We start from the raw sequence: 24,754 nt of genomic DNA, 5'->3' as shown, positions 1-24,754 counted from the left end.
AATCCCGCGTAGAGCGGGATTTTTTTTCGACATTAGCCGAGTTTCTTAACAATTGCTTCGACCAATAACGATGACTGTTGGGCGGCAATGGTCAGGAATTCGTCGAAACTTAAATGAGAGGCTTGATCGGCCACATCGGAGATCGAGCGCACAACCACGAAAGGTGTCTTAAATTGATGGCAGACATGGCCTATCGCCGTCGCTTCCATTTCCACCGCAATGGCTTGCGGGAAAGTCGTGCGAATACGAGACAGGGTTTCAGCCCCATTAACGAATGCATCACCACTGACGACTAACCCAGTGACGGTGTGTAGCGCTAAGTCAGCCGCGCACGTTTTTACCGTCGAGATAAGCTTTTCGTCCGCTTGGAAAGCTGCGGGACAGCCAGCCATTTGACCAGGCTCGTAACCGAATGCGGTGACGTCCGCATCGTGATAGCGCACTTCACTTGAGACCACGATATCACCGATTTTAAGGCTACTCTCTAAGCCACCGGCTGAGCCGGTATTGATGATCACATCAGGTTTGCAGAGTTGAAGTAACAATGTCGTCCCTAATGCGGCAGATGTTTTACCAATCCCTGATTTCAATAGCGCAATGTCGACGCCATGCAGTGTACCGGTATAGATCTCACACCCCGCTAAACTGATCGTTTGGCGTTGTTCGATTTTATCGCGGAGCAGAGTAACTTCTTGCTCCATCGCTCCAATAATGCCTATCTTCATGGTATTTCCTACTAAAACGGTGGATTCAATTATGTGAGTTAGCATAGTCTATCACGGTGTAAGAAGGAATTAATGTCGTCTGAGGGGAGGAGAGGGTGAGGATTAATTTTAAAGACAAGATTAGCGTTAAAAGACCTTTTAATAATGGACGTATTCCTGAGACAGAAGAACAAATTAGTCGGGTTTTTGAAAGCGATCGCGGGCGTATCATCCATTCCGCAGCGTTACGGCGTTTACAGCAAAAAACCCAAGTCTTCCCTTTAGAACGTAATGCCTCTGTTCGCTCGCGGCTGACGCACTCTCTTGAAGTTCAGCAGGCAGGACGCTATATCGCCCGCGAAATCTTATTGAAACTGCAGCGGCAATCTGGACTTGAACACTTCGGTCTTGAAAATTTTGCCCGCAGTTTTGAGAGCTTAGTTGAGATGGCCTGCTTACTGCACGATGTGGGGAATCCGCCTTTTGGACACTTTGGGGAAGCGGCTCTGAAAGATTGGTTTCAGGAGCACTTAGCGGTAGGCATTCCCGGTGTTAATAACGAGGATCCCCAACTTACCCCGTTGATTGCCAAGATCCGTACCGATCTCAGCCATTTTGAGGGCAATGCACAGGGTATTCGCTTAGTGCACACTATTTTACAGCTTAATCTTAGCTATGCCCAAGTCGCTTGTATTATGAAGTACACCGCCCCGGCTTGGTGGCAAGGTGAAAAACCAGAAGCCTATTCAACATTGATGAAGAAACCGGGGTTCTACCTATCAGAAGAACCCTACATCGAGAAGCTGAGAAAAGAAACGCAACTCGCTGAGTTTCATCGCTTTCCTTTGACTTACATTATGGAAGCCGCAGACGATATTTCTTATTGTATCGCCGATTTAGACGATGCCGTGGAGAAAGCCATTTTCAATGTCGACGCACTTTATGGGTATTTAGCCACGGAGTGGGGGGCTGTACAGCCTAATGATTTATTTTCGCGCACGGTAGAAGAAGCGTGGAGTGAAGCGAAAACGAAGAAACGGCGGAGTAAAGGCGATCAATTTTTTATGTCCTTACGTGTGCATGTGCAGCGAGAGCTTGTCAAACATGCCGTACAGCGCTTTATTGATCATCTCCCTGAGATATTTGCAGGAAGCTTTAATCATGCCCTGCTCGAAGACCAAGGGGATGCCGGGCGATTATTAGCGATGTTTAAAAGAGTGGCGCGTAAACATGTTTTTCGGCACTCGGAAGTGGAGCAATTAGAGCTACAGGGTTATCGAGTGATTCGAGGGCTGTTAGATATCTATCAGCCGATGCTGCTGCTCTCTTATGATAATTTTCATCGACTGATTACCGAAGACGAATTACCCGGTTACCCGATTGAAACCCGACTTTTTCACCGCTTATCGGATAAGCATTGCAAAGCCTATTGTCACCATTTACAGCAGCGTCAACATCTTCCCCATTCGACCTTAATGCTGTGGGAGCGCTACTACCGGTATCGTTTAATTCAAGATTATGTAAGCGGTATGACGGACCTCTATGCTTGGGAAGAATACCGCCGTTTGATGGCTGTCGATTTCGTCTAGAGAGTGTCAAGAATTCAAATATATTTTTACGTTTTTACAGGGAGCTGAGAAGGAACTAATTGGTATACATTCATTCTTAAGTGAGTCATCACAGCAATAATGCAGGAAAGTAAAAATAAGAGAATCCGACTATGAAAAAAAATATTTTATCACTCAGTATGGTTGCACTCAGCCTCAGTTTAGCATTGGGTTCAGCCAGTGTCAGTGCGGCACAAACTGCATCGGCCGATAGCCAACAAATGCCTAGTCTCGCGCCGATGCTGCAAAAAATTATGCCTTCCGTGGTGAGCATTAGTGTCGAAGGCTCGACTACCGTAAAAAATCAAGCTAACCAGCAGTTTCAGCAGTTTTTTGGCGACATGACGCCCTTTTGCCAGCAAGGCTCACCTTTCATGAATTCACCACTTTGCCAAACGCCGAATCAAGGGCAAGGACAGGGTGGACAGCAAGAGAAGTTTAGGGCGTTAGGTTCAGGGGTGGTGATTAATGCCGAAAAAGGTTACGTGGTGACGAATAATCATGTAGTCGATAATGCCTCGAAAATTACCGTTCAATTGAGCGATGGACGCCGCTTCGAGGCCAAAGTTATAGGTAAAGATCCGCGTTCCGATATCGCCTTAATCCAACTTAAAGACGCGACCAATTTGACCGCCATTAAGATGGCTGACTCTGATAATCTCCAAGTTGGCGATTATACCGTTGCGATTGGTAACCCCTATGGATTAGGTGAGACTGTCACTTCAGGGATCGTCTCAGCACTCGGCCGCAGCGGCCTGAATGTAGATAATTACGAGAACTTTATTCAAACCGATGCCGCTATAAACCGGGGAAATTCGGGGGGCGCGCTGGTTAATCTTAATGGTGAATTAATCGGTATTAATACCGCGATCCTCGCGCCAGACGGCGGTAACATTGGTATTGGCTTTGCTATCCCAAGCAATATGGTGAAAAACCTTACGGCGCAGATGATTGAATATGGTCAGGTGAAGCGCGGGGAATTGGGGATCATGGGTACAGAGCTTAATTCTGAATTGGCAAAAGCCATTCATGTTAATGCTCAGCGTGGCGCCTTCATTAGCCAAGTATTGCCCAATTCTTCAGCTGAAAAAGCGGGGATGAAACCGGGTGACGTGATTGTGTCGATGAACGGTAAGCCGTTAAACAGCTTTGCCGCCCTACGGGCGGAAGTCGGATCATTACCTGTCGGCACTAAGCTGGCACTCGGCGTCATTCGTGATGGTAAACCGGTTAATGTCACGCTCGAACTGCAACAGAGCCGTCAAGATAATGTCTCTTCAGCAACGATTTATGCCGGAATTGAAGGTGCAGAGTTAAGCAATTCGGTCAGCGACGGGCAAAAGGGCGTACATGTGGATGCGGTCAAAGCCGGCTCTACCGCTGCGCGGATTGGTTTACGCAAAGGCGATGTGATTCTTGGGGTTAATCAGCAATCGATCGCTAACCTAGGAGAACTCCGCAAGGTACTCGATACAAAACCTGCCGTGCTAGCCCTAAATATCAAGCGTGGAAACGCTGTATTGTATTTACTGGCTCAATAGAGACAGGTTTATTCTCGCCACAGCCCACTCCTTCATAGTGGGCTGTGTTAAGGCAGTGCATAAAATTTAGTTGATAAAATAGTTGTGCAAATACAAAAATTATGTTTAATATAGAGGCATCGGTTTGTAGTACAGACCTTATGCAAGCAAATTTAGTAAAGCAGTCTTCATTTCAAGCGTTATCCGTCGATACCCTTTCTCATGAGCCTCCTTTTAAAGTGACCATAAGCTATTTACTGTATAGCAGATCAGATTCGCCATTCTGAGCGGATCGATAAGTAAGGATTTAACGATGTCTACTAAGATGACTGGTTTAGTAAAGTGGTTTGATGCAGGTAAAGGTTTTGGTTTTATCTCTCCTGTAGACGGTAGCAAAGACGTGTTTGTTCACTTCTCTGCAATCCAAAGCAACGATTTTAAAACGTTAGACGAAGGCCAAAAAGTCGAATTCTCAATCGAGAACGGCGCGAAAGGACCTTCTGCTGCAAACGTTGTTGCTCTCTAAATAATTGAGATGTTGTGATAGTTACGATAGCGATGAAGGTGTTGACCGGAGCAGTTAATTATCACATAAGAAAATCCCGCATTGAGCGGGATTTTTTTTATCTACGATTATTTAAAGCGAGTGAGTCGATCGAGATCCGCTTCAATCTCAGCGATCTTATTAGAGACGACCGCCTCCAAATGACGAAGGTCTTCCAGAATTTTATTTTTCAAATCGACTTCTAAAGGATTTTGCTGGCACAACTGATCCAGTTCTTCAATCACATAAGAGAGATTGGGATTGATCTGTTGCGTATCGTTATCCGATAAATGCTCAGCCGACTCATTTTGGCGGGGATATTTAAATTTGACGCTTTTCGCGAAAAACTCACCTTTATCCTTCCTAAAATAAATCTTTAAAATATCGTGATGGGCTTCTTGGCGAAGATTATAGCGATCGATTTCTTCAGGATGGGTGATCCCTAAGCTTTTTAAATTCTCAAACATAGTTGTTAACCTCTTGAGTTCACCTTTGTCCAGAATCAATCACATCGTAGACAAGAAGCGAGTGGAACAATTAATCTTCAATACTACGAAGTAACTCATTCACGCCGACTTTAGCGTGTGTTTTCGCATCAACTTTCTTCACGATAACGGCACAGTAAAGGCTGTGGCTACCGTCTTTTGCTGGCATGCTCCCTGAAACAACGACTGAGCCTGCAGGCACGCGGCCAAAGAAGACTTCACCGGTTTCACGATCATAAATACGCGTGCTTTGGCTGATATAAACACCCATGGAAATAACAGAGCCTTCTTCAACGATAACACCTTCGACGATTTCAGAACGTGCACCAATAAAGCAGTTGTCTTCGATGATCGTTGGATTTGCTTGCAGCGGCTCTAATACTCCACCGATGCCTACGCCACCCGAAAGGTGAACATTTTTACCGATTTGCGCACAGGATCCTACGGTCACCCAAGTATCGACCATTGTTCCCTCGTCGACGTAGGCACCAATGTTGACATAGGAAGGCATTAAGACTGTGTTACGTGCAATATAAGCGCCTTGACGCACGGCGGCAGGCGGGACAACACGTAAGCCTTCTTGACGGAAACGCGCGTCATCGTAGTCAGCGAATTTTAAAGGGACTTTATCGAAATAGCGGGTTTCAGCGCCATCCATCACTTGGTTATCATTGATGCGAAACGAAAGAAGCACTGCTTTTTTTAGCCACTGATGCGTTACCCACTCCCCGTCAATTTTCTCGGCGACACGTACTTCACCTTTATCGATCAGCTGAATGATTTGATTTACGGCATCGCGCGTTTCGGCGTCAACATTGTTAGGCGTGATTTCTGCACGGCGTTCAAAAGCAGCTTCGATAATTTTTTCTAACTGTTGCATCATAATTTCCCAAAAATTCTCATTGTCTAAGTAAGCAGTAAATAAAACTCAACTACCAGTGTGGGGTAAAGCGTAAAGACTTTACCCATTACGATCTTCCTTGAACTATATTTTATCGGTTGGATTGAGGGTCTCTGTCAACCTTTGACGCAGTTGCTCGCGCATTTTTTTACTCAATCCACGGCGTTCGTTGTCGGCAAGAATGAATAAATCTTCAACACGCTCACCAATTGTACTGATTCGAGCACCGTGGAGAGAAATATCAAGCTCGGCAAATATCGCGCCAATCTGCGCTAATAAACCGGGTTGGTCTAAGGCAACAAGCTCTAAATATGTCCTTCGGTCGGTATGACCAGGTAAATAGTGCACTCGCGTTTCAACGGTGAAGTGGCGTAAGCGTGATGATGACCGTCTTGTTTTCGGTATTATCCATTTCTCTTGCTGTAACGATTGCGTTAGACCTTGAATAATTGAGGCATGACGATCTGGCGCTAAAGGGGAACCCTCTGGATCAAGGACAATAAACGTATCCATCGCCATTCCATCACGGTTAGTAAAAATTTGGGCATCGTGAACACTTAAGTTTCTTCTATCTAATTCACCGGCAACCGTAGCGAATAAATAGGCGCGGTCTGGGCTCCAGATAAATATCTCTGTTCCACCCCGGGCAGATTGTGGGCTAATCAACACTAAGGGTTCGGATAACCTATGTTTGAGCAAGTGCTGTGCATGCCAAGCTAATTGTGTCGGCGTATGACGTAAGAAATAATCTGCTCGACAGCGATTCCATAAATGGAAAAGGCGATTTTCATCCACATCGTTCATACGCAATAGTGCTAGCGCTTGTTGGCGATTATGCCTAACCCGCGAACGAAGATCGGGGCGTTTATCTTTGCCACGACGTAGCTGTTTTTCTGTTGCAAAGAAGAGCTCACGTAATAAGCTCTGTTTCCAGCTGTTCCACAGACTCTCATTGGTCGCACAAATATCTGCGACAGTCAGGCAGGTTAAGAACTTGAGTTGGCGTTCATTAACCATTATTTCAGAGAATTGGCGAATAACTTCTGGGTCTTGAATATCTCGGCGTTGCGCGGTGACGGACATCAAAAGGTGATGCTCGACCAACCAAGCAATCAGGTCACTGTCGCGCGAGTTGAGTTGATGCAGCTTTGCAAAAGCGTGAACATCTTCGGCCCCGAGCAGGCTGTGGTCGCCCCCTCGGCCCTTCGCAATATCGTGAAAGATAGCCGCAATAATTAAAATTAGGTGATTAGGCGACCGCTGCCAAATTTCTACGCATAATGGGTGCTGTGGGCGGACCTCTTCTCTACCAAAACTTTCTAGCTTCTGAAGTACCCGCATGGTGTGCTCATCGACAGTATAAGCGTGGAATAGATCGAACTGCATCTGACCGACTATCGACTCCCACTGCGGCAGATAAGCTGCTAATACGCCATGGTGGTGCATCGGCATTAATGCACGACTTACTGCTCCGCTACTGCTTAAAATTTCGAGAAAAAGCGGTCTGGCGGCCGCGATATCACAGAGCGGTTTTTCCAGTTGCTGTAGCGCTAAGCGCAGTTGACGCAAGGTTGCTGAATAGATGCCAGTGATTTCTGGATGACGAACCATCACGAGAAACATTTTTAAGATCGTTTCGGGTGATTGAGTAAAGCTTTGGCTATCTCGTAGTTCGATCAGATCACCTCTTAATCGAAAAAGGTCATCGATAGGGCGGGGGCGTTCCGTGGTCGGTAGAGTGAGTATCGCTTCATCAAACAGCTGCAATAACATCGTATTAAGCTCGCGGATACGACGCGTCACACGATAGTAATCCTTCATCATCTTTTCAACGGGGGTATTGCCTTCACCGAGATAATTAAGGCGGGTTGCGACAGAGAGTTGGCGATCAAACAACAACCGATTGTCATAGCGGGTGAGGGTTTGATGCAAGGCAAAACGTAACCGCCAGAGGAATGATTGACATGTTTTAAGTTCATCGCGCTCTTCGTCGGTAAGAAAACCGAATTGCACCATATTATCTAAGGATGTCGCGCCGAAGTGGCGATGTGCAACCCATTGCAACATATGGATATCGCGTAATCCTCCCGGGCTGCTTTTGATATCGGGCTCTAGGTTATAACTCGTACCGTGATAGCGAAGGTGGCGTTCGGTTTGCTCTTTAATTTTTGCTGAGAAAAAGTGGACAGAGGGCCAGAATTCTTCGCTAAATATATTTTTTTTCAGCTCAAGAAATAGCGAGACATCACCGATCAACATTCTCGATTCGATTAAATTGGTGGCAATCGTTAAGTCGGCCAGCCCCTCAGTGAGACACTCCTCAAGTGTGCGTACGCTTTGCCCAACCTCAAGTTTTACATCCCAAAGCAGGGTGATAAGCTCGCTTATATGCTGGGCTTGCACTGGAGTAAGCGGCTGGCGACTCAGAATTAACAAATCGATATCAGAGAGTGGTAGTAATTCTTGACGGCCATAGCCCCCGACGGCAACTAACGCCAGTTCGGTCAATTCACTGAGCTGATAGTAGGTCCAAAGCCGCTGAAGGAGATGATCGATAAAATGGCTACGTGCAGCGATAAGTTCATCAACGGCCACGCTTTGATCAAAGGCTTCGGCGGAGCATTGCTGGAAGTGGTCTAAAGCGGCTTTAATGCTGTCACGCTGCAATTGATTATCTTGCCAGCTGTCTGGAACGTGGATTAATTCAGTCAAAGCTTGAGGAACAGGCACGCTCATTTACTTATTCTCATCATAAAAAAAGCCGGCAGGTAGCCGGCTTTATGATTAATTCGGTAAGATCTTACTTAGTTGACTAATACCGCAGGTAGGGTTTCATCTTTACGAAGCGTTAAAATCTCACAGCCAGTATCTGTGACCACAATAGTATGCTCGTATTGTGCAGACAAGCTTCTATCTTTAGTTTTTACTGTCCAACCATCTTTCATGCTGCGAATACGGTAGTCACCCGCGTTGACCATCGGTTCGATGGTGAACGTCATGCCAGCCTGCAATACGACACCTTGATCGTCTGCATCGTAGTGCAGCACTTGTGGCTCTTCATGGAATCCTTTACCGATACCATGGCCACAGTATTCGCGTACCACGGAGAAATTTTGCGCTTCAACAAACTTCTGAATTTCTTTCCCCAGAGTGCGTAAGCGAATGCCTGGTTTCACCAACCGTAAGGCCAGATACAGACTCTCTTGCGTAATTTTACACAGACGCTCACCTAGGATGGTGGGTTTACCCACGATAAACATCATCGAGGTATCACCGTGGTATTCATCTTTGATGACGGTAACGTCGATATTGACGATATCACCTTCTTTCAATAGACGTTCGTCGCTCGGGATACCGTGGCAAACGACTTCATTGATAGAAATACAGACCGATTTTGGGAAGCCGTGGTAACCCAGGCATGCCGAGACGGCTTGTTGTTGTTCAGTAATATACGTCGCGCAGATGCGATCCAGCTCACCAGTGGAAATACCGGGCTTAACGTGTGCACCAATCATTTCCAGCACTTCAGCGGCAAGGCGGCCCGCCACACGCATTTTTTCGATTTCTTCGGGGGTTTTAATTGAGATAGCCATAAATTTCGTTTCCATAGTAGCCAGAATACACAGTGCTGGCGATTACCTAATAATTGCGACATAGGTTAACACAGGCTGCCCCTGCGCTGCCAATATCCCGGTCGTAAAGCACCATTGAAGCCCGTTAAAAGTGAACAAAATATAGCACCAAGGACTATTTTATGGTATAAAGCGCGCCGATGATTCTTTATCTCTCATCTCGAAAGATGGAGCATCACTTACACTCATTATGTGAAAGGTGGTTTTCGCAGTTTACTGTGAAGGTCAAACCAAAACACACATGTACCGACACATACTCCGGGGTGCCTGCAAAGGTCGGTGGTATGGGGTACATGGAGGCTCAACCCCAATTAAAATTTTAGAGGTTATAATGGCAACTGTTTCAATGCGCGATATGCTGAAGGCTGGTGTTCACTTCGGTCACCAAACTCGTTACTGGAATCCAAAAATGAAACCTTTCATTTTCGGTGCACGTAATAAAGTTCACATCATCAACCTTGAGCAAACTGTACCAATGTTCAACGACGCTCTGGCTGAGTTGCACAAGATTTCTTCTCGTAAAGGGAAAATCTTAATGGTTGGTACTAAGCGCGCAGCAAGCGAAGCTGTTAAAGAAGCAGCACTAAGCTGTGACCAGTACTTCGTTAACCATCGCTGGTTAGGTGGTATGCTGACTAACTGGAAAACTGTTCGTCAGTCAATCAAACGCCTGAAAGATCTTGAAGCACAATCACAAGACGGTACTTTCGAGAAGTTAACTAAGAAAGAAGCGTTAATGCGTGGTCGTGAACTGGCTAAACTGGAAAACAGCTTAGGCGGTATCAAAGACATGGGCGGCCTGCCTGATGCATTATTCGTTATCGATGCTGATCACGAACACATCGCAATCAAAGAAGCAAACAACTTAGGTATCCCAGTATTTGCTATCGTTGATACCAACTCTGATCCAGATGGTGTTGATTACATCATCCCTGGTAACGACGATGCGATCCGTGCAGTCACCCTGTACCTGACCGCTGTAGCGACGACTGTTCGCGAAGCGCGTTCACAAGATCTGGCTGCACAAGCAGAAGCTGCATCTTTAGAAAACGCCTGATAATCTTTACTCGAAAGAGTACTGGCATCAGATGTAATCTGTCAGGGGCCAGCAATGGCCCCTTCGTATATTCAATGTATTGGATGTCCTTTTAGACGTTTGATGCATATTCACTCCTACGAAAATGATGCTGTTTAGGCCCAATAGTGGACGTAAACAGGTCACAGTTAACCGAGGAAAATAGAATGGCTGAAATTACCGCTGCTCTGGTAAAAGAACTGCGTGAGCGTACTGGCGCAGGCATGATGGATTGTAAAAAAGCGCTGACTGAAGCGAGTGGCGACATCGAGCTTGCAATCGAAAACATGCGTAAATCTGGTGCGATCAAAGCGGCTAAAAAAGCGGGTAACGTTGCAGCAGACGGCGTGATTAAAACTAAGATTGCTGGCGATTACGCTGTAATCTTAGAAGTTAACTGCCAAACTGACTTCGTTGCTAAAGATGCTGGCTTCCAAGCGTTCGCTGATAAAGTGTTAGACGCAGCTGCCGCTGATAAAGTTACTGATGTTGAAGTGTTAAAAGCGCAATTCGAAGAAGAGCGTGTTGCACTGGTCGCTAAAATTGGCGAAAACATCAACATCCGTCGCGTTGCAGTGTTAGAAGGCGACGTTTTAGGTAGCTACCTGCACGGTGCTCGTATCGGTGTTGTGGTTGCAGCAACCGGTGCTGATGAAGAACTGGTTAAGCAAATCGCTATGCACATCGCTGCAAGCAAGCCAGAATTCGTTAAGCCTGAAGATGTGTCTGCTGAAGTTGTTGAGAAAGAGTACCAAGTACAGCTCGACATCGCGATGCAATCTGGCAAGCCGAAAGAAATCGCAGAAAAAATGGTTAAAGGCCGTATGGAGAAGTTCACCGGTGAAGTTTCACTGACTGGACAAAGCTTCGTTATGGACCCAAGCAAAACTGTTGGTCAACTGCTGAAAGAAAAAGGCGCTGACGTAACTGGCTTTATCCGCTTTGAAGTGGGTGAAGGTATTGAGAAAGTTGAGACCGACTTCGCTGCAGAAGTTGCAGCAATGTCTAAGCAGTCTTAATGTAAAAAAGAACCGCCAGTTAGGCGGTTCTTTTTTGTCAAAGGTAACACTATCCGATTTTTTCTCATTCTGTTTTTTTCAACGAAAAATATGGGATGATTAACCCGAAAACTACTCCTATTATTCAGCCAATTTCCGGGAATAAACTATTATGGCGACGAACGCAAAACCTGTATATCAACGTATTCTTCTTAAACTGAGTGGCGAAGCGCTTCAAGGAACTGAAGGTTTTGGAATTGATGCGAGTATCTTAGACCGCATGGCTCAGGAAGTTAAAGAGTTAGTCGAACTTGGTATCCAGGTCGGTGTCGTTATTGGTGGCGGCAATTTATTCCGTGGAGCCGGTCTGGCGAAGGCAGGTATGAACCGTGTTGTCGGTGACCACATGGGAATGCTTGCAACAGTAATGAATGGCTTAGCGATGCGTGATGCCCTACATCGTGCATACGTCAATGCACGCTTGATGTCAGCCATCCCTTTGAATGGTGTATGCGATAACTACAGCTGGGCGGAAGCGATTAGCCAACTGCGCCAGAATAAAGTCGTTATCTTCTCAGCAGGGACGGGAAATCCATTCTTCACCACCGACTCAGCAGCCTGTCTGCGTGGAATCGAAATTGAAGCAGATGTCGTCTTAAAAGCAACGAAAGTTGATGGTGTCTATTCTGCTGACCCGGTTCAATTCCCTGATGCAGTGCTTCACGATAAAATCAGCTATCAAGACGTTTTAGAGCGTGAGCTGAAAGTCATGGATCTTGCTGCCTTTACGCTAGCACGCGATCATAATTTACCGATTCGTGTTTTCAACATGAATAAGCCAGGTGCGTTGCGTCGAGTTGTGATGGGCGAAAATGAAGGCACATTAATTTCGCAATAATTCCTGTGTCTTAGAAAATAAGGTATATTCTGGTAGAGATAAGTTCGTTCGGGGCTGTCGGCCAGAGTGACAGGTAAAGTGAATTACTCCGACAGTCATCGGAGTGCATCAACAATCCAAGGGTTTTAAAGTGATTAACGATATTAAAAAAGATGCTGAAGTCCGTATGGACAAGTGTGTTGAAGCGTTTAAAACAGCTATCAGCAAAATTCGTACTGGACGTGCGTCCCCGTCACTGCTTGATGGTATTGTCGTCGAATACTACGGTACCCCTACGCCACTGCGTCAATTAGCCAGTGTGACGGTAGAAGACTCAAGAACGTTAAAGATCAACGTGTTTGATCGTTCTATGGGCCCGGCGGTCGAAAAAGCGATTATGGCGTCAGACTTAGGATTAAACCCGAGTTCTGCAGGGGCCGATATTCGCGTGCCACTTCCTGCGCTGACGGAAGAACGCCGTAAAGACTTAATCAAAATTGTTCGTGCTGAAGCTGAACAAGGCCGTGTTTCGGTGCGAAATGTACGTCGTGACGCCAATGATAAAGTGAAGGCGTTATTAAAAGATAAAGAAATTAGTGAAGATGATGATCGTCGTTCTCAAGATGATGTTCAAAAACTCACCGATGTAAGCATCAAAAAAGTTGATGCTGCACTTGCGGATAAAGAGAAAGAACTCCTCGATTTCTAAGCATTAATTCTGCTTTACAACGCCGTAATGAAGGCTCAGTGATTGAGTTTTCTTACGGCGTTTTGTTTAGGTCATTGGGTAATGATGTGTTCTCACCTCACTAAGAGAATGGAAAGTCGATGCAACGATTAACGATACTGGGTTCTACCGGCTCGATAGGCACTAACACCTTGGATGTGGTGAGAGAAAACCCTGAGTTATATAAGGTAAGCGCCTTAGTCGGTGGAAAAAATTCTGCTTTGATGGCCGAGCAATGTGCGGAATTTCGACCAGATTACGTCGCCATGGCAGACGATGAATCTGCGAGAGAGCTACGTGAGCGGCTGGCGATATTAAAATTATCGGTCGATGTCTCTTCAGGTATAAAGGCTGCATCAGAACTGGCGGCATTACCCGAAGTCGATCAAGTTATGTCATCAATCGTTGGTGCATCCGGACTTTTACCGACACTTTCTGCTATTAAAGCAAGTAAGCGCGTCCTCTTAGCCAATAAAGAATCCTTGGTGACCTGCGGTAAATTATTTATGAATGCTGTCCATGACTATAATGCGCGTTTGTTACCAGTAGACAGTGAGCACAACGCTATTTTTCAGAGTTTACCTGAGACTTTGCAACAGCAACTTGGGTATGGTGACTTAAGCGATAACGGTGTCGACGCCATCATTCTTACTGGGTCCGGTGGGCCGTTTAGGCAGACGCCAGTTGAAGACCTTGTCCACAAGACACCGGACCAAGCCTGCGCCCATCCTAATTGGTCAATGGGGAGAAAGATCTCGGTAGACTCGGCAACCATGATGAATAAAGGTTTGGAATACATTGAAGCGAGGTGGCTGTTTAATGCCCAACGCGCGCAGATGGAAGTTATTATTCATCCGCAGTCAGTCATCCACTCGATGGTGCGTTATCGTGATGGTAGCGTCATTGCGCAGCTAGGGACACCCGACATGAAAACACCGATAGCTCACTCAATGGCTTGGCCGAAACGTGTGCGGACCGGTGGTAACCCCTTAGATTTTACCCAGCTGCAATCCTTGACTTTTAATCAACCGGATTACCAACGGTACCCTTGTCTGGCACTGGCTATTGAGGCTTGTGATAAAGGTCAGTCCTTTACTACCGCATTAAATGCCGTAAATGAAGTTACGGTTGCCGCATTTTTGCAGGGACGTATTTTATTCACAGATATTGCGGCACTTAATTCAGATGTTTTAGGTCTAATACACTTTGCCGAGCCTAAGAGTATCGATGATGTTTTACAAATTGATGAAGAGAGCCGCGCCTTAGCACGTCAACAGATAGAAAGACTCTTCTAGGCCTTTTCTGCAGGGCAACAGATTTGTCGCTCTATGCGGAAAATGGTATAGTCGCTCGCCGTCTTTTTCTGATTTCACGCGTACTCTTAATAGATTGGAATAGGCTACCGGAAAAAAGTTGCGAATAAATCGATGCGTTTTTAAGAGAGAGTAAAGCCCGATATGTTGTCAAAAGGCCAAAATGAAGCAGAATGGCTACCTCAAGTTTTACCAGAACACGTTGCTATCATTATGGATGGGAACGGGCGTTGGGCGAAAAATCGCGGTAAATTAAGGATGTCAGGCCATAAAGCTGGCGCTAAGGCTGTTAGAAAAACGGTACGTTTTGCGGCTAAACACCATCTTAAAGCGCTCACTCTCTATGCTTTCAGCAGTGAGAACTGGAGCCGGCCAGCCCAAGAGGTGACTGCGCTAATGGAGCTATTTATCTGGGCTTTAGAGAGCGAAGTAAAATCATTACATAAAAATAATGTTCGCTTACGCGTGATTGGCGATACCTCAGGTTTTAACAAAAAAATTCAAGACCGCATCGCTAAAGCGGAAATGCTAACGGCAGAAAATAGTGGATTGACCTTAAACATTGCCGCGAACTATGGTGGACGTTGGGATGTCGTCCATGGCGTGAAACAGCTAGCGGAACAAGTGAAAAAGGGAGTACTACAACCAGAAGATATTACGGAAGATAGCTTGAACTCGCAGCTTTGCCTCTCGGACTTACCTGCCGTGGATCTTGTGATTAGAACCGGTGGTGAGTATCGAATTAGTAATTTCTTGATATGGCAAGTCGCGTATGCAGAGTTCTATTTTAGCCCGGTGCTTTGGCCCGATTTTGATGAACAAGAATTTCAAGGAGCGTTGGATGCCTTCTCTCAACGGGAACGCCGATTTGGCGGTGTCGTGTCCAATGAATCCTAATATCCGGGGGTTTTTTTGTTAAAGTCTCGACTCTTAACCGCAATTATTCTGATACCACTCGTTATTGCGGCACTCTTTTTCCTCCCTGCCGATGGCTTCATTCTGGTCGTGTTGGCCATCACCATGCTTGCCGCATGGGAGTGGGGGCAGTTCGCCGGGCTTAAGACACCCTTGCAACGTATTCTCCTCGCATTAGTATTCGGATTGTTACTCGCCGGTATGGTGTTTATGTTGCCACCTTATCAACGCGATATCCATCAGCCTTATGTGGCTCTCTCTCTGTGGATCTCCCTTAGCTGGTGGTGCGTCGCACTACTGATGGTACTTGCCTACCCAAAATCGAAAATTTTATGGGAACGCTCAAGACTTTTACCGTTAATTTTCGGTGCCTTAACACTAGTCCCATTTTTTTGGGGCATGCTTGTCCTACGCCAATATCATTACGATTTTGACCGCTATGCTGGTGCGTGGTGGCTGTTATTTGTCCTTCTGCTAGTGTGGGGGGCTGATTCAGGTGCTTACCTTTTTGGAAAGCTATTTGGTCGACATAAACTTGCGCCGAAAGTGTCACCGGGTAAGACGCTGGAAGGCTGTTTAGGTGGCCTAGCGACTTCAGCGGTAATCGCCTGGGCATTTGCCTATTTTGCGCCCCTCAATGTTGCGCCGACTAGCCTCATTTGCAGTGCAGTCATTGCTACCTTGGCCTCCGTACTGGGTGACCTGACGGAGAGCATGTTCAAGCGTGCGTCAGGTATTAAAGATAGCGGTAACCTGATCCCAGGACACGGCGGTATTCTAGATAGAATCGATAGTTTGACGGCTGCAGTTCCCGTCTTTACTTGCGTGTTATTACTCATATTTCAGGTGAAATAAGGAGTTAACCTTTGGGAAGTTTTGTCTGGAGTCTTGCAGCGTTTATTGTCGCTATAGCGATTCTTATCACTGTTCATGAATTTGGACATTTTTGGGTAGCGCGACGTTGTGGAGTTTGGGTTGAGCGTTTTTCAATAGGTTTTGGTCCTGCTATCTGGCGGCGTAAGGATAAGAAAGGGACAGAGTTTGTTATCGCGGTTATTCCGCTCGGCGGCTACGTTAAGATGCTGGACAGTCGTGTCGAGGCAGTGCCCGACGATCGCCGTCATGAAGCGTTTGACTTTAAGACAGTGGGCCAACGCAGTGCCATTATCGCCGCAGGGCCGGTGGCGAACTTTCTGTTTGCGATAGTGGCCTATTGGTTGGTCTTTATGCATGGCGTTCCGGCAGTCAAGCCGATTATCGGGCAGGTAGTGAGTGGTTCGATCGCTGAGCAATCGCATTTAACCGCTGGAGCGGAACTAAAATCGATAGACGGTATCGAAACGCCTGACTGGGATGCCGCGCGTTTAGCCTTGATATCAAAAATTGGTGATACTTCAGCTGAACTAATGGTAACTCTGCGTGGTCAACAGGGGCAGGTCGAAAAACATGTCGACTTACGACAGTGGAAGTTTGACCCTGAAAAGCAGGATCCACTGGTCGCCTTAGGCTTGATTCCGGTTCAACCAAAAATTGAACAAGTACTCGCCCAAGTGCAAAAAAGTTCTCCAGCCGATAAAGCAGGTTTGCAAGCTGGCGATAGGATCGCTAAAGTCAACGGTCAGCAGGTGAACGATTGGGCCTTTTTTGCCAAGGTAATTAAAGACAGCCCACAACAGCCGTTGAAAGTGGACGTTGAGCGCGGGGGAAGCTTGGTGACGTTGACTTTAACGCCAGACGCCAAGCCGGACTCAAGTAAAGAAGGCTTTGCAGGGGTAATACCTCGTGTTGAACCGCTACCGGATGCTTATAAAACTGAGCACCGTTATGGTCCATTATCTGCCTTGGCAGAAGCCACGACGAAATCCTGGCAACTGATAAAGCTTACTGTAACAATGCTTGGTAAGTTAGTGTTAGGCGATATCAAGCTGAATAGCCTTAGTGGTCCAATCTCGATTGCACAAGGTGCAGGGGCCTCAGCGGGATATGGCATGATTTACTATTTAATGTTTTTAGCATTAATTAGTGTGAATTTAGGGATCATCAACTTAGTTCCCTTACCTGTGTTAGATGGAGGGCACTTACTCTTCCTCTTGATTGAGAAAATCAAAGGCGGAGCAGTGTCAGAGCGAGTTCAGGCGTTTAGTTATCGTATTGGTTCAGTACTGCTAATACTGTTAATGGGCCTGGCACTTTTCAATGATTTCTCTCGCTTGTAGACCATAATCTACTTGTGAGGATTAGTTAGGAACACGCAAAAAAACGATGGCGATGAAAAAATTGCTCATAGCGTCGCTGCTGTTCAGCAGCGCCACCGTGTACGGTGCAGACGATTTCGTGGTGAGAGACATTCATTTCGAAGGCCTGCAGCGAGTCGCTGTCGGCGCGGCCCTGCTCAGTATGCCGGTACGTGTTGGTGATACAGTCAACGACGATGACATTAAAAACAGTATTCGTTCCCTCTTTGCAACGGGTAACTTTGAAGACGTTCAGGTATTACGTGATGGTAATAACCTGATTGTTCAAGTTAAAGAGCGCCCAACGATCGCCAGTATTACCTTCTCGGGTAATAAGGCCGTCAAAGAGGATCAACTTAAACAAAATCTAGAGGCTTCTGGAGTACGGGTTGGCGAAGCGCTTGACCGTACGACTATCTCTTCGATCGAGAAGGGGCTTGAGGATTTCTACTATAGCGTTGGTAAGTATACCGCTAGCGTTAAAGCTATCGTTACGCCACTGCCACGTAATCGCGTTGATCTAAAATTTGTCTTCTCTGAAGGTGTGTCTGCCAAGATTCAGCAGATCAACATCGTTGGTAACAAGGCATTCAGCTCTGACGAGCTGATCTCGCGTTTCCAATTACGTGATGATGTGCCGTGGTGGAACCTTGTTGCTGATCAGAAGTATCAGAAACAAAAACTGGCTGGTGACTTAGAAACGCTACGTAGTTTCTACTTAGACCGTGGTTATGCACGTTTTAATATCGACTCAACCCAAGTCAGCTTAACCCCTGACAAGAAAGGCATTTATATCACTGTTAATATTAACGAAGGCAGCCAATATAAAATTGCTGGCGTTGATGTAAATGGAAATATGGCGGGTCACTCAGCCGAAATTGAAAAGCTGGCTAAAATCGAGCCAGGTGAACTTTATAACGGTGCCAAGGTTACGCAGATTGAAGATAACATCAAAAAACTGCTGGGGAACTATGGTTACGCTTATCCTCGTGTGATGACTCAGCCTGAGATCAATGATGCAGATAAGACCGTTAAACTGCATATCAGTGTTGATTCTGGTAATCGCTTCTACGTCCGTAAAATTCGCTTTGAAGGGAATACAACCTCTAAAGATTCAGTCCTACGTCGCGAGATGCGTCAAATGGAAGGGTCATGGTTAGGAAGCGGCCTTGTCGACCAAGGTAAAGAGCGTTTAAACCGCACAGGTTATTTTGAGACCGTTGATGTGGATACGCAACGTGTTCCAGGTACCGCCGACCAAGTCGATGTTGTTTATAAGGTTAAAGAACGTAATACCGGTACCTTTAATATTGGTGTGGGTTACGGTACTGAAAGTGGCGTCAGCTTCCAAGTTGGTGTGACACAAGATAACTGGATGGGAACAGGTAACACCGTAGGAATTAGTGGGACGAAAAACGACTACCAAACCTACGCTGAGCTTTCTATGACTGACCCGTACTTTACGGTTGACGGTGTGAGTCTAGGAGGGCGCCTATTCTATAACGACTTTAAAGCTGATGATGCGGACCTGTCTGACTATACCAACAGAAGTTATGGCTTAGACGGAACCTTAGGCTTCCCGATTAACGAAGATAACTCTCTGCGTGTTGGTTTGGGTTATGTGCATAACGACCTGTCTGATATGCAACCGCAAGTTGCGATGTGGCGTTACTTCAAGTCTGTCGGTAAAAACTTCTCAACCAGTAATGATGACAGCGACTACTCTACGGATGACTTCACTCTCAACTTGGGTTGGACGTATAACACCTTAGACCGTGGGTTCTTCCCAACGTCGGGTAACCAGACTAACGTCAACGGTAAGGTCACTATTCCTGGATCTGATAATAAGTTCTACAAGGTCACCTTAGACAGTCAACAATACGTTCCGCTTGATAAGGACCGTACTTGGGTCTTACTCGGTCGTGGTCGCTTAGGCTATGGCGATGGATTGGGCGGTAAAGAGATGCCGTTCTACGAGAACTTCTATGCGGGGGGGTCAAGCACCGTTCGGGGTTTCCAATCGAACACCATCGGTCCTAAAGCTGCGTACTATAATTACGGTTCATCGTCGAATTGTGAGAATTCAACCAGCGCAATTTGTAAATCGAATGATGCGGTCGGCGGTAACGCGATGGCCGTGGCGAGTTTAGAATTGATCACTCCAACCCCGTTTGTGAGCGAGAAATACTCTAACTCGTTAAGAACCTCAGTCTTCGTTGATGCCGGAACGGTTTGGGATACAAACTGGGATGATACTGCACAGATGCGTGCGCTGGGTATTCCTGACTACAGTAAGCCAGGCAATATTCGCGTTTCATCGGGTGTCGCTCTACAATGGATGTCTCCGCTTGGGCCGCTTGTATTCTCTTATGCATTACCGATTAAGAAATACGAAGGCGACAAATCGGAACAGTTCCAATTTAATATCGGTAAAACGTGGTAATATATTATCGGTAAATCAATTGCGATGGCAGGGAATTCTCCCTGTCATTTTGCATAAAATGGTGTTTTACGCACTCAAGGTAATGGAAAGGAGTATATAGTGAAAAAGTTGTTATGTGCCGCGGGTCTTGGATTGGCATTAGCTGCATCAGCTGCACAAGCTGCTGATAAAATTGCAGTAGTGAACGTCTCCAATATTTTCCAACAGTTACCCCAACGTGCAACCGTTGCGAAGCAATTGGAAAATGAGTTCAAAGGTCGCGCGACTGATCTTCAAGCACAAGAGCGCGCTATCCAAGCTCAAATGCAGAACTTGCAACGTAATGGTTCAACCATGAAAGCAAGCGAGCGTTCTAGCTTAGAGAAAGACATCATGGCTAAGCGTCAAAGTTTTGAAAACAAAGCGCAAGCTTTTGAGCAAGACAACCGTCGTCGTCAAATGGAAGAGCGTAATAAAATCCTATCCAGCATCCAAACTGCAGTAAAGAAAGTTGCTGATGATGAAGGGTATGACGTAGTACTGGATACCAATTCAGTTGCTTACGCAGCAAATTCAAAAGACATCACGTCTGATGTGTTGAAACAGGTTAAATAACCGATGGCATCTATTCGTCTGGCTGAACTAGCCCGCCAATTAGATGCAACGGTGCATGGAGATGGCGATATCGCCATCTCCGGCATTGCGTCGATGCAATCTGCGGGTGCCGAACAGATCACATTTCTTGCAAACAGTCGCTACCGCGAGCAACTCTCTCAGTGTAACGCTGCAGCTGTGGTGCTGACGGAAGCTGATTTAGAATGTTGTCAGAGTGCAGCATTAGTGGTCAAAAACCCTTATCTTACTTATGCAAAATTAGCGCAAATTTTAGATACGACCCCTCCACCTGCAGAAAATATTGCCCCCTCAGCGGTTATCGCCAGTGATGCCTCGCTCGGGAATAATGTCTCTATTGGTGCGAATGCTGTTATAGAGTCAGGTGTGGTGTTAGGTGATAACGTCGTGATTGGTCCTGGTTGTTTTGTCGGGAAAAAGACGACAATCGGTGCCAATACCCGGTTGTGGGCGAATGTATCGATTTACCATGAAATTAAGATCGGCAGCCACTGCTTAATCCAGTCTGGCACAGTGATTGGTGCTGACGGCTTCGGTTATGCGAATGATCGTGGCAATTGGATAAAAATTCCTCAGCTTGGTACCGTTGTGATCGGTGACCGAGTTGAAATAGGTGCATGTACGACAATTGACCGTGGGGCGTTAGATAACACGCAAATCGGCAACGGGGTTATCATCGATAATCAATGTCAGATTGCACATAATGTTATTATTGGCGACAATACCGCAGTGGCAGGTGGTGTCATCATGGCGGGTAGCTTGAAAATTGGACGCTACTGCATGATTGGCGGCGCTAGCGTCATCAATGGTCATATGGAAATTTGTGACAAAGTGACTGTAACAGGAATGGGAATGGTTATGCGGCCGATCACTGAGCCAGGCATCTATTCTTCAGGTATTCCACTACAATCAAACAAGCAGTGGCGTAAGACTGCTGCATTGGTCATGAATATCAATGAGATTAATAAACGTTTGAAAACGCTCGAACGTCAAGCTACCTCGAACAGCGACACCTAAGAGCCAAAGGCCATCCTCACGTCATCGTTGCATAATTATATAAACAATGAAATGTGCGCGGCCTGTTTACCCTTTGCGACCGGTTAACTTTTTTCATCGTGTCGTGTTTTTGCTAACATTTTAGAGCAGGAAGAGTATCTTGACTACTGAAACACATACTCTGGCGATTGAAGAGATCTTTGATTTACTTCCACACCGCTATCCGTTTTTACTCGTTGATCGCGTTTTAGATTTTGAACCACATACTTATTTGCGTGCGGTTAAAAATGTCAGTGTGAATGAACCGTTTTTCCAAGGTCACTTCCCTGGTAAACCTATCTTTCCAGGTGTATTGATTCTGGAAGCGATGGCACAAGCAACCGGGATTCTCGCGTTTAAAAGCGTGGGGGGATTAGAACCTGGTGAACTGTACTATTTTGCTGGTATCGATAGCGCGCGCTTTAAAAAGCCAGTTGTTCCAGGCGATCAGATGGTGATGGAAGTCACGTTTGAAAAAACTCGCCGTGGCCTGACTCGCTTCAAAGGGGTCGCAACCGTTGACGGTAAAGTCGTCTGTGAAGCGACCATGATGTGTGCCCGTAGCCGGGAGGCGTAAAAGTGATTGATCAGTCAGCTCGCATTCATCCCACAGCCATTGTCGAAGAAGGGGCTAAAATTGGCCCTGAAGTGACGATTGGCCCTTTTTCGATCATCGGAAAGAATGTAGAAATCGGTGCTAGAACAGTATTGAAATCTCATGTGGTGGTAAATGGTTTCACGCAGATAGGGCAAGATAACCTCATCTTCCAATTTACGTCTATTGGTGAAGTTAACCAAGACCTAAAATATGCAGGAGAGGATACTAAAGTGATCATTGGTGATCATAATAGTATTCGTGAAGGGTGTTCTATTCACCGTGGCAGTGTACAGGGAGGGGGGGTTACTCGTCTTGGTAATCACAATCTCCTTATGGGGAATACTCATATTGGACATGATGGGCTGATTGGTAACCACTGTATCTTCGCTAACAATGCGACATTAGCCGGACATGTGACGGTGGATGACCACGCAATCATTGGCGGAATGACCGCAGTGCATCAATGGTGCACCATTGGGGCCCATGTGATGGTTGGCGGCTGTTCGGGAGTGGTACAAGATGTTCCACCTTATGTGATTGCACAGGGTAACCATGCTTCACCTTATGGTGTCAATATCGAAGGGCTCAAACGCCGCGGCTTCAGTAAGGAAGCATTACACGCTATTCGTAATGCCTACAAACTTCTGTATCGCAGTGGCCGCACTCTCGAAGAGGTTAAGCCAGAAATCGCTGCGTTGGCTCAAGAACACAGCGAAGTTCAACCCTTCTATGATTTCTTCGCACGTTCGACTCGCGGTCTTATACGATAAAAGGTTTTCATGCGTCCTTTGACTGTTGCCCTTATCGCCGGAGAAACCTCCGGCGATATTTTAGGTGCCGGATTAATCCGTTCGCTTAAACAAAAAAATCCAAATATCCGATTCGTTGGCGTCGCTGGCCCGCTTATGCAAGCGGAAGGCTGCGAGGCTTGGTACGAAATGGAAGAGTTGGCGGTAATGGGGATCGTCGAGGTACTAGGCCGTTTAAGAAGGTTACTCCACATTCGTCGTGAGTTAACTGAGCGGTTAACTACGCTAAAGCCTGACGTTTTCGTTGGAATCGATGCGCCTGATTTTAATATCCCTTTAGAAGGCAAACTGAAGCGAGCGGGGATCCCGACCATTCACTATGTCAGTCCCTCTGTTTGGGCATGGCGTCAAAAAAGAGTCTTTAAAATAGGCCGTAATACTGACTTAGTGCTCGCTTTTCTACCATTTGAGAAAGCTTTTTACGATCGCTTTGATGTGCCTTGCCAATTTATCGGCCACAAAATGGCAGACGATATCGCCCTTCATCCTGATAAGCTCGCGGCACGAAAGACCTTGGATATTGCTCCTCAAGCGCGTTGCTTAGCGCTTCTCCCCGGCAGTCGATCGAGCGAAGTCGATATGCTGAGTGCAGATTTTTTACGCGCTGCGGTCTTGCTGAGAGAGCGTTATCCTGATCTTGAAATTATCGTTCCCGCAGCGAATGCGCACCGAGCCGAGCAATTTCTTGCCATCAAGCAGGAAATCGCACCCACGTTATCGCTGCATTTGGTTGAGGGGAAAGCACGTGAAGTGATGATCGCGAGCGATGCCGCAATACTGGCTTCGGGGACTGCTGCATTAGAGTGCATGTTAGCGAAATGTCCTATGGTAGTTGGCTACCGAATGAAACCTTTCACGTTTTGGCTGGCGAAACGCTTAGTCAAAACACAGTGGGTATCCTTACCTAACCTGCTTGCTGGTCGAGAATTAGTGAAGGAACTCCTGCAAGAAGAGTGTACGCCCCAACGTCTCGCGGCGGCTCTTGAACCGTTACTGCATGAGAGTCCTGAGCGGCAGGAATTACTCACAACTTTCCAAACATTGCATCAGCAAATTCGCTGGGATGCAGATAATCAAGCTGCACAAGCAGTACTGGAACTTATTGATGGCTGATTTTATTTACCCCGTCGCCCACTGTATCGCCGGTGTTGATGAAGTGGGGCGTGGACCTTTGGTGGGTGCTGTTGTCACGGCAGCCGTTATCTTAGATCCAAATAACCCTATTTTGGGATTGGCTGACTCGAAAAAAATAAGTGAAAAGAAACGGCTAATGTTATGCAGCGAAATCAAAGAAAAAGCATTATCTTGGTCAATTGGCCGTGCAGAACCGCATGAGATCGACCAACTGAATATTCTTCATGCTACGATGCTTGCGATGCAGCGAGCGGTTGCGGGGCTCTCACTGACGCCTGATTTTGTATTGATTGATGGTAACCGTTGCCCCGTCTTACCCATGCCTGCTCAAGCGGTGGTGAAGGGGGATAGTTTAGTAGCAGAAATCAGCGCGGCCTCTATTCTAGCGAAAGTCACGCGAGACCAAGAAATGGCGGACCTCGACCAGCAATACCCTGAGTACGGATTTGCACAACACAAGGGCTATCCTACCGCTAAGCATCTAGAACAATTGACACGTTTTGGTCCAATTCTTGAGCATCGTCGCAGTTTTGCGCCGGTCAGAAATATATTGGCTACCCTGTCAACCTAATCAGTAAACAGTCACCCCGA

The 24,754-nt window shown here is 46.4% G+C and carries 23 protein-coding genes; 18 read left to right on the top strand and 5 right to left on the bottom strand.

Annotated elements, in window-relative coordinates; all coding sequences use genetic code 11:
- Positions 1–32 precede the first annotated feature (32 nt).
- The gene (mtnN, locus tag HGT71_RS03150; protein WP_214216576.1) at positions 33–725 is read right to left on the bottom strand and encodes a 5'-methylthioadenosine/S-adenosylhomocysteine nucleosidase; all 693 of its coding nucleotides are present in this window, start codon (positions 723–725) and stop codon (positions 33–35) included.
- 95 nt (positions 726–820) lie between these two features.
- On the opposite strand from mtnN, the gene dgt reads away from it, so the two are divergent.
- The 3 genes from dgt (at position 821) to cspE (ending at position 4,357) form a co-directional block, all read left to right on the top strand.
- Complete coding sequence (dgt, locus tag HGT71_RS03145) at positions 821–2,293, top strand: dGTPase (RefSeq protein WP_214216574.1); 1,473 nt, start codon at positions 821–823, stop codon at positions 2,291–2,293.
- A 131-nt stretch (positions 2,294–2,424) separates the two neighbouring features.
- The gene (gene degP / locus HGT71_RS03140) at positions 2,425–3,852 is read left to right on the top strand and encodes a serine endoprotease DegP (protein WP_099822541.1); all 1,428 of its coding nucleotides are present in this window, start codon (positions 2,425–2,427) and stop codon (positions 3,850–3,852) included.
- Positions 3,853–4,144: 292 nt separating this feature from the next.
- Positions 4,145–4,357 carry a transcription antiterminator/RNA stability regulator CspE gene (gene cspE, locus HGT71_RS03135; RefSeq protein ID WP_214216572.1) on the top strand — a complete coding sequence of 71 codons (213 nt, stop codon included), beginning with the start codon at positions 4,145–4,147 and terminating at the stop codon, positions 4,355–4,357.
- Between the two features lie 107 nt (positions 4,358–4,464).
- Here the strand turns inward: cspE and HGT71_RS03130 are convergent, their stop codons facing one another.
- The 4 genes from HGT71_RS03130 to map all read right to left on the bottom strand — a co-directional run bounded on the left by HGT71_RS03130 (position 4,465) and on the right by map (position 9,354).
- Entirely contained in the window at positions 4,465–4,842 is a 378-nt protein-coding gene (locus HGT71_RS03130) for a DUF3461 family protein (RefSeq protein WP_214216570.1), read from the bottom strand.
- 70 nt (positions 4,843–4,912) lie between these two features.
- Positions 4,913–5,740, bottom strand: coding sequence for a 2,3,4,5-tetrahydropyridine-2,6-dicarboxylate N-succinyltransferase (gene dapD, locus HGT71_RS03125; RefSeq protein ID WP_214216568.1), 828 nt, complete (start codon positions 5,738–5,740; stop codon positions 4,913–4,915).
- Between the two features lie 105 nt (positions 5,741–5,845).
- Positions 5,846–8,497, bottom strand: a complete 2,652-nt coding sequence (gene glnD / locus HGT71_RS03120) for a bifunctional uridylyltransferase/uridylyl-removing protein GlnD (RefSeq protein WP_214216566.1) — start codon at positions 8,495–8,497, stop codon at positions 5,846–5,848.
- A gap of 68 nt (positions 8,498–8,565) precedes the next feature.
- Positions 8,566–9,354, bottom strand: a complete 789-nt coding sequence (map, locus tag HGT71_RS03115; protein WP_048911556.1) for a type I methionyl aminopeptidase — start codon at positions 9,352–9,354, stop codon at positions 8,566–8,568.
- 370 nt (positions 9,355–9,724) lie between these two features.
- On the opposite strand from map, the gene rpsB reads away from it, so the two are divergent.
- From rpsB to rnhB, 15 genes are all read left to right on the top strand, one after another.
- Positions 9,725–10,450: a 30S ribosomal protein S2 gene (rpsB, locus tag HGT71_RS03110; RefSeq protein WP_062811995.1), complete on the top strand. Its 726-nt coding sequence runs from the start codon at positions 9,725–9,727 to the stop codon at positions 10,448–10,450.
- A gap of 185 nt (positions 10,451–10,635) precedes the next feature.
- Complete coding sequence (gene tsf / locus HGT71_RS03105) at positions 10,636–11,487, top strand: translation elongation factor Ts (RefSeq protein WP_214216564.1); 852 nt, start codon at positions 10,636–10,638, stop codon at positions 11,485–11,487.
- 151 nt (positions 11,488–11,638) lie between these two features.
- Positions 11,639–12,364, top strand: a complete 726-nt coding sequence (gene pyrH / locus HGT71_RS03100; protein WP_062811996.1) for a UMP kinase — start codon at positions 11,639–11,641, stop codon at positions 12,362–12,364.
- A gap of 130 nt (positions 12,365–12,494) precedes the next feature.
- On the top strand, positions 12,495–13,052 hold the full coding sequence (frr, locus tag HGT71_RS03095; RefSeq protein ID WP_062811997.1) for a ribosome recycling factor: 558 nt from the start codon (positions 12,495–12,497) through the stop codon (positions 13,050–13,052).
- A 119-nt stretch (positions 13,053–13,171) separates the two neighbouring features.
- Entirely contained in the window at positions 13,172–14,365 is a 1,194-nt protein-coding gene (ispC, locus tag HGT71_RS03090; RefSeq protein WP_214216562.1) for a 1-deoxy-D-xylulose-5-phosphate reductoisomerase, read from the top strand.
- Between the two features lie 162 nt (positions 14,366–14,527).
- Positions 14,528–15,280, top strand: coding sequence for a (2E,6E)-farnesyl-diphosphate-specific ditrans,polycis-undecaprenyl-diphosphate synthase (ispU, locus tag HGT71_RS03085; protein WP_214216560.1), 753 nt, complete (start codon positions 14,528–14,530; stop codon positions 15,278–15,280).
- A gap of 15 nt (positions 15,281–15,295) precedes the next feature.
- Positions 15,296–16,153, top strand: a complete 858-nt coding sequence (gene cdsA / locus HGT71_RS03080) for a phosphatidate cytidylyltransferase (protein WP_048911563.1) — start codon at positions 15,296–15,298, stop codon at positions 16,151–16,153.
- 11 nt (positions 16,154–16,164) lie between these two features.
- Positions 16,165–17,514, top strand: coding sequence for a sigma E protease regulator RseP (gene rseP / locus HGT71_RS03075; protein ID WP_214216558.1), 1,350 nt, complete (start codon positions 16,165–16,167; stop codon positions 17,512–17,514).
- Positions 17,515–17,560: 46 nt separating this feature from the next.
- Entirely contained in the window at positions 17,561–19,975 is a 2,415-nt protein-coding gene (bamA, locus tag HGT71_RS03070) for an outer membrane protein assembly factor BamA (RefSeq protein WP_214216556.1), read from the top strand.
- A 99-nt stretch (positions 19,976–20,074) separates the two neighbouring features.
- A complete protein-coding gene (gene skp / locus HGT71_RS03065) occupies positions 20,075–20,569 on the top strand; it encodes a molecular chaperone Skp (RefSeq protein ID WP_099822530.1) in 495 nt (164 codons plus the stop codon).
- A 3-nt stretch (positions 20,570–20,572) separates the two neighbouring features.
- A complete protein-coding gene (gene lpxD, locus HGT71_RS03060) occupies positions 20,573–21,604 on the top strand; it encodes a UDP-3-O-(3-hydroxymyristoyl)glucosamine N-acyltransferase (protein WP_214216554.1) in 1,032 nt (343 codons plus the stop codon).
- Positions 21,605–21,743: 139 nt separating this feature from the next.
- Positions 21,744–22,199: a 3-hydroxyacyl-ACP dehydratase FabZ gene (fabZ, locus tag HGT71_RS03055; RefSeq protein WP_048911569.1), complete on the top strand. Its 456-nt coding sequence runs from the start codon at positions 21,744–21,746 to the stop codon at positions 22,197–22,199.
- Between the two features lie 2 nt (positions 22,200–22,201).
- Positions 22,202–22,990, top strand: a complete 789-nt coding sequence (gene lpxA / locus HGT71_RS03050) for an acyl-ACP--UDP-N-acetylglucosamine O-acyltransferase (RefSeq protein ID WP_214216552.1) — start codon at positions 22,202–22,204, stop codon at positions 22,988–22,990.
- Positions 22,991–22,999: 9 nt separating this feature from the next.
- Positions 23,000–24,142 (top strand): lipid-A-disaccharide synthase, encoded by a 1,143-nt coding sequence (gene lpxB / locus HGT71_RS03045; RefSeq protein ID WP_214216550.1) that lies wholly within the window; start codon positions 23,000–23,002, stop codon positions 24,140–24,142.
- Positions 24,135–24,734: a ribonuclease HII gene (gene rnhB, locus HGT71_RS03040; protein WP_214216549.1), complete on the top strand. Its 600-nt coding sequence runs from the start codon at positions 24,135–24,137 to the stop codon at positions 24,732–24,734. Before lpxB ends, rnhB begins: the two co-directional genes overlap by 8 nt.
- The last annotated feature ends 20 nt before the right edge of the window (positions 24,735–24,754 follow it).

Source organism: Rosenbergiella epipactidis (assembly GCF_018494055.1).
Classification (GTDB): domain Bacteria; phylum Pseudomonadota; class Gammaproteobacteria; order Enterobacterales; family Enterobacteriaceae; genus Rosenbergiella; species Rosenbergiella epipactidis.
This window is presented reverse-complemented; position numbering and strand designations above follow the sequence as displayed.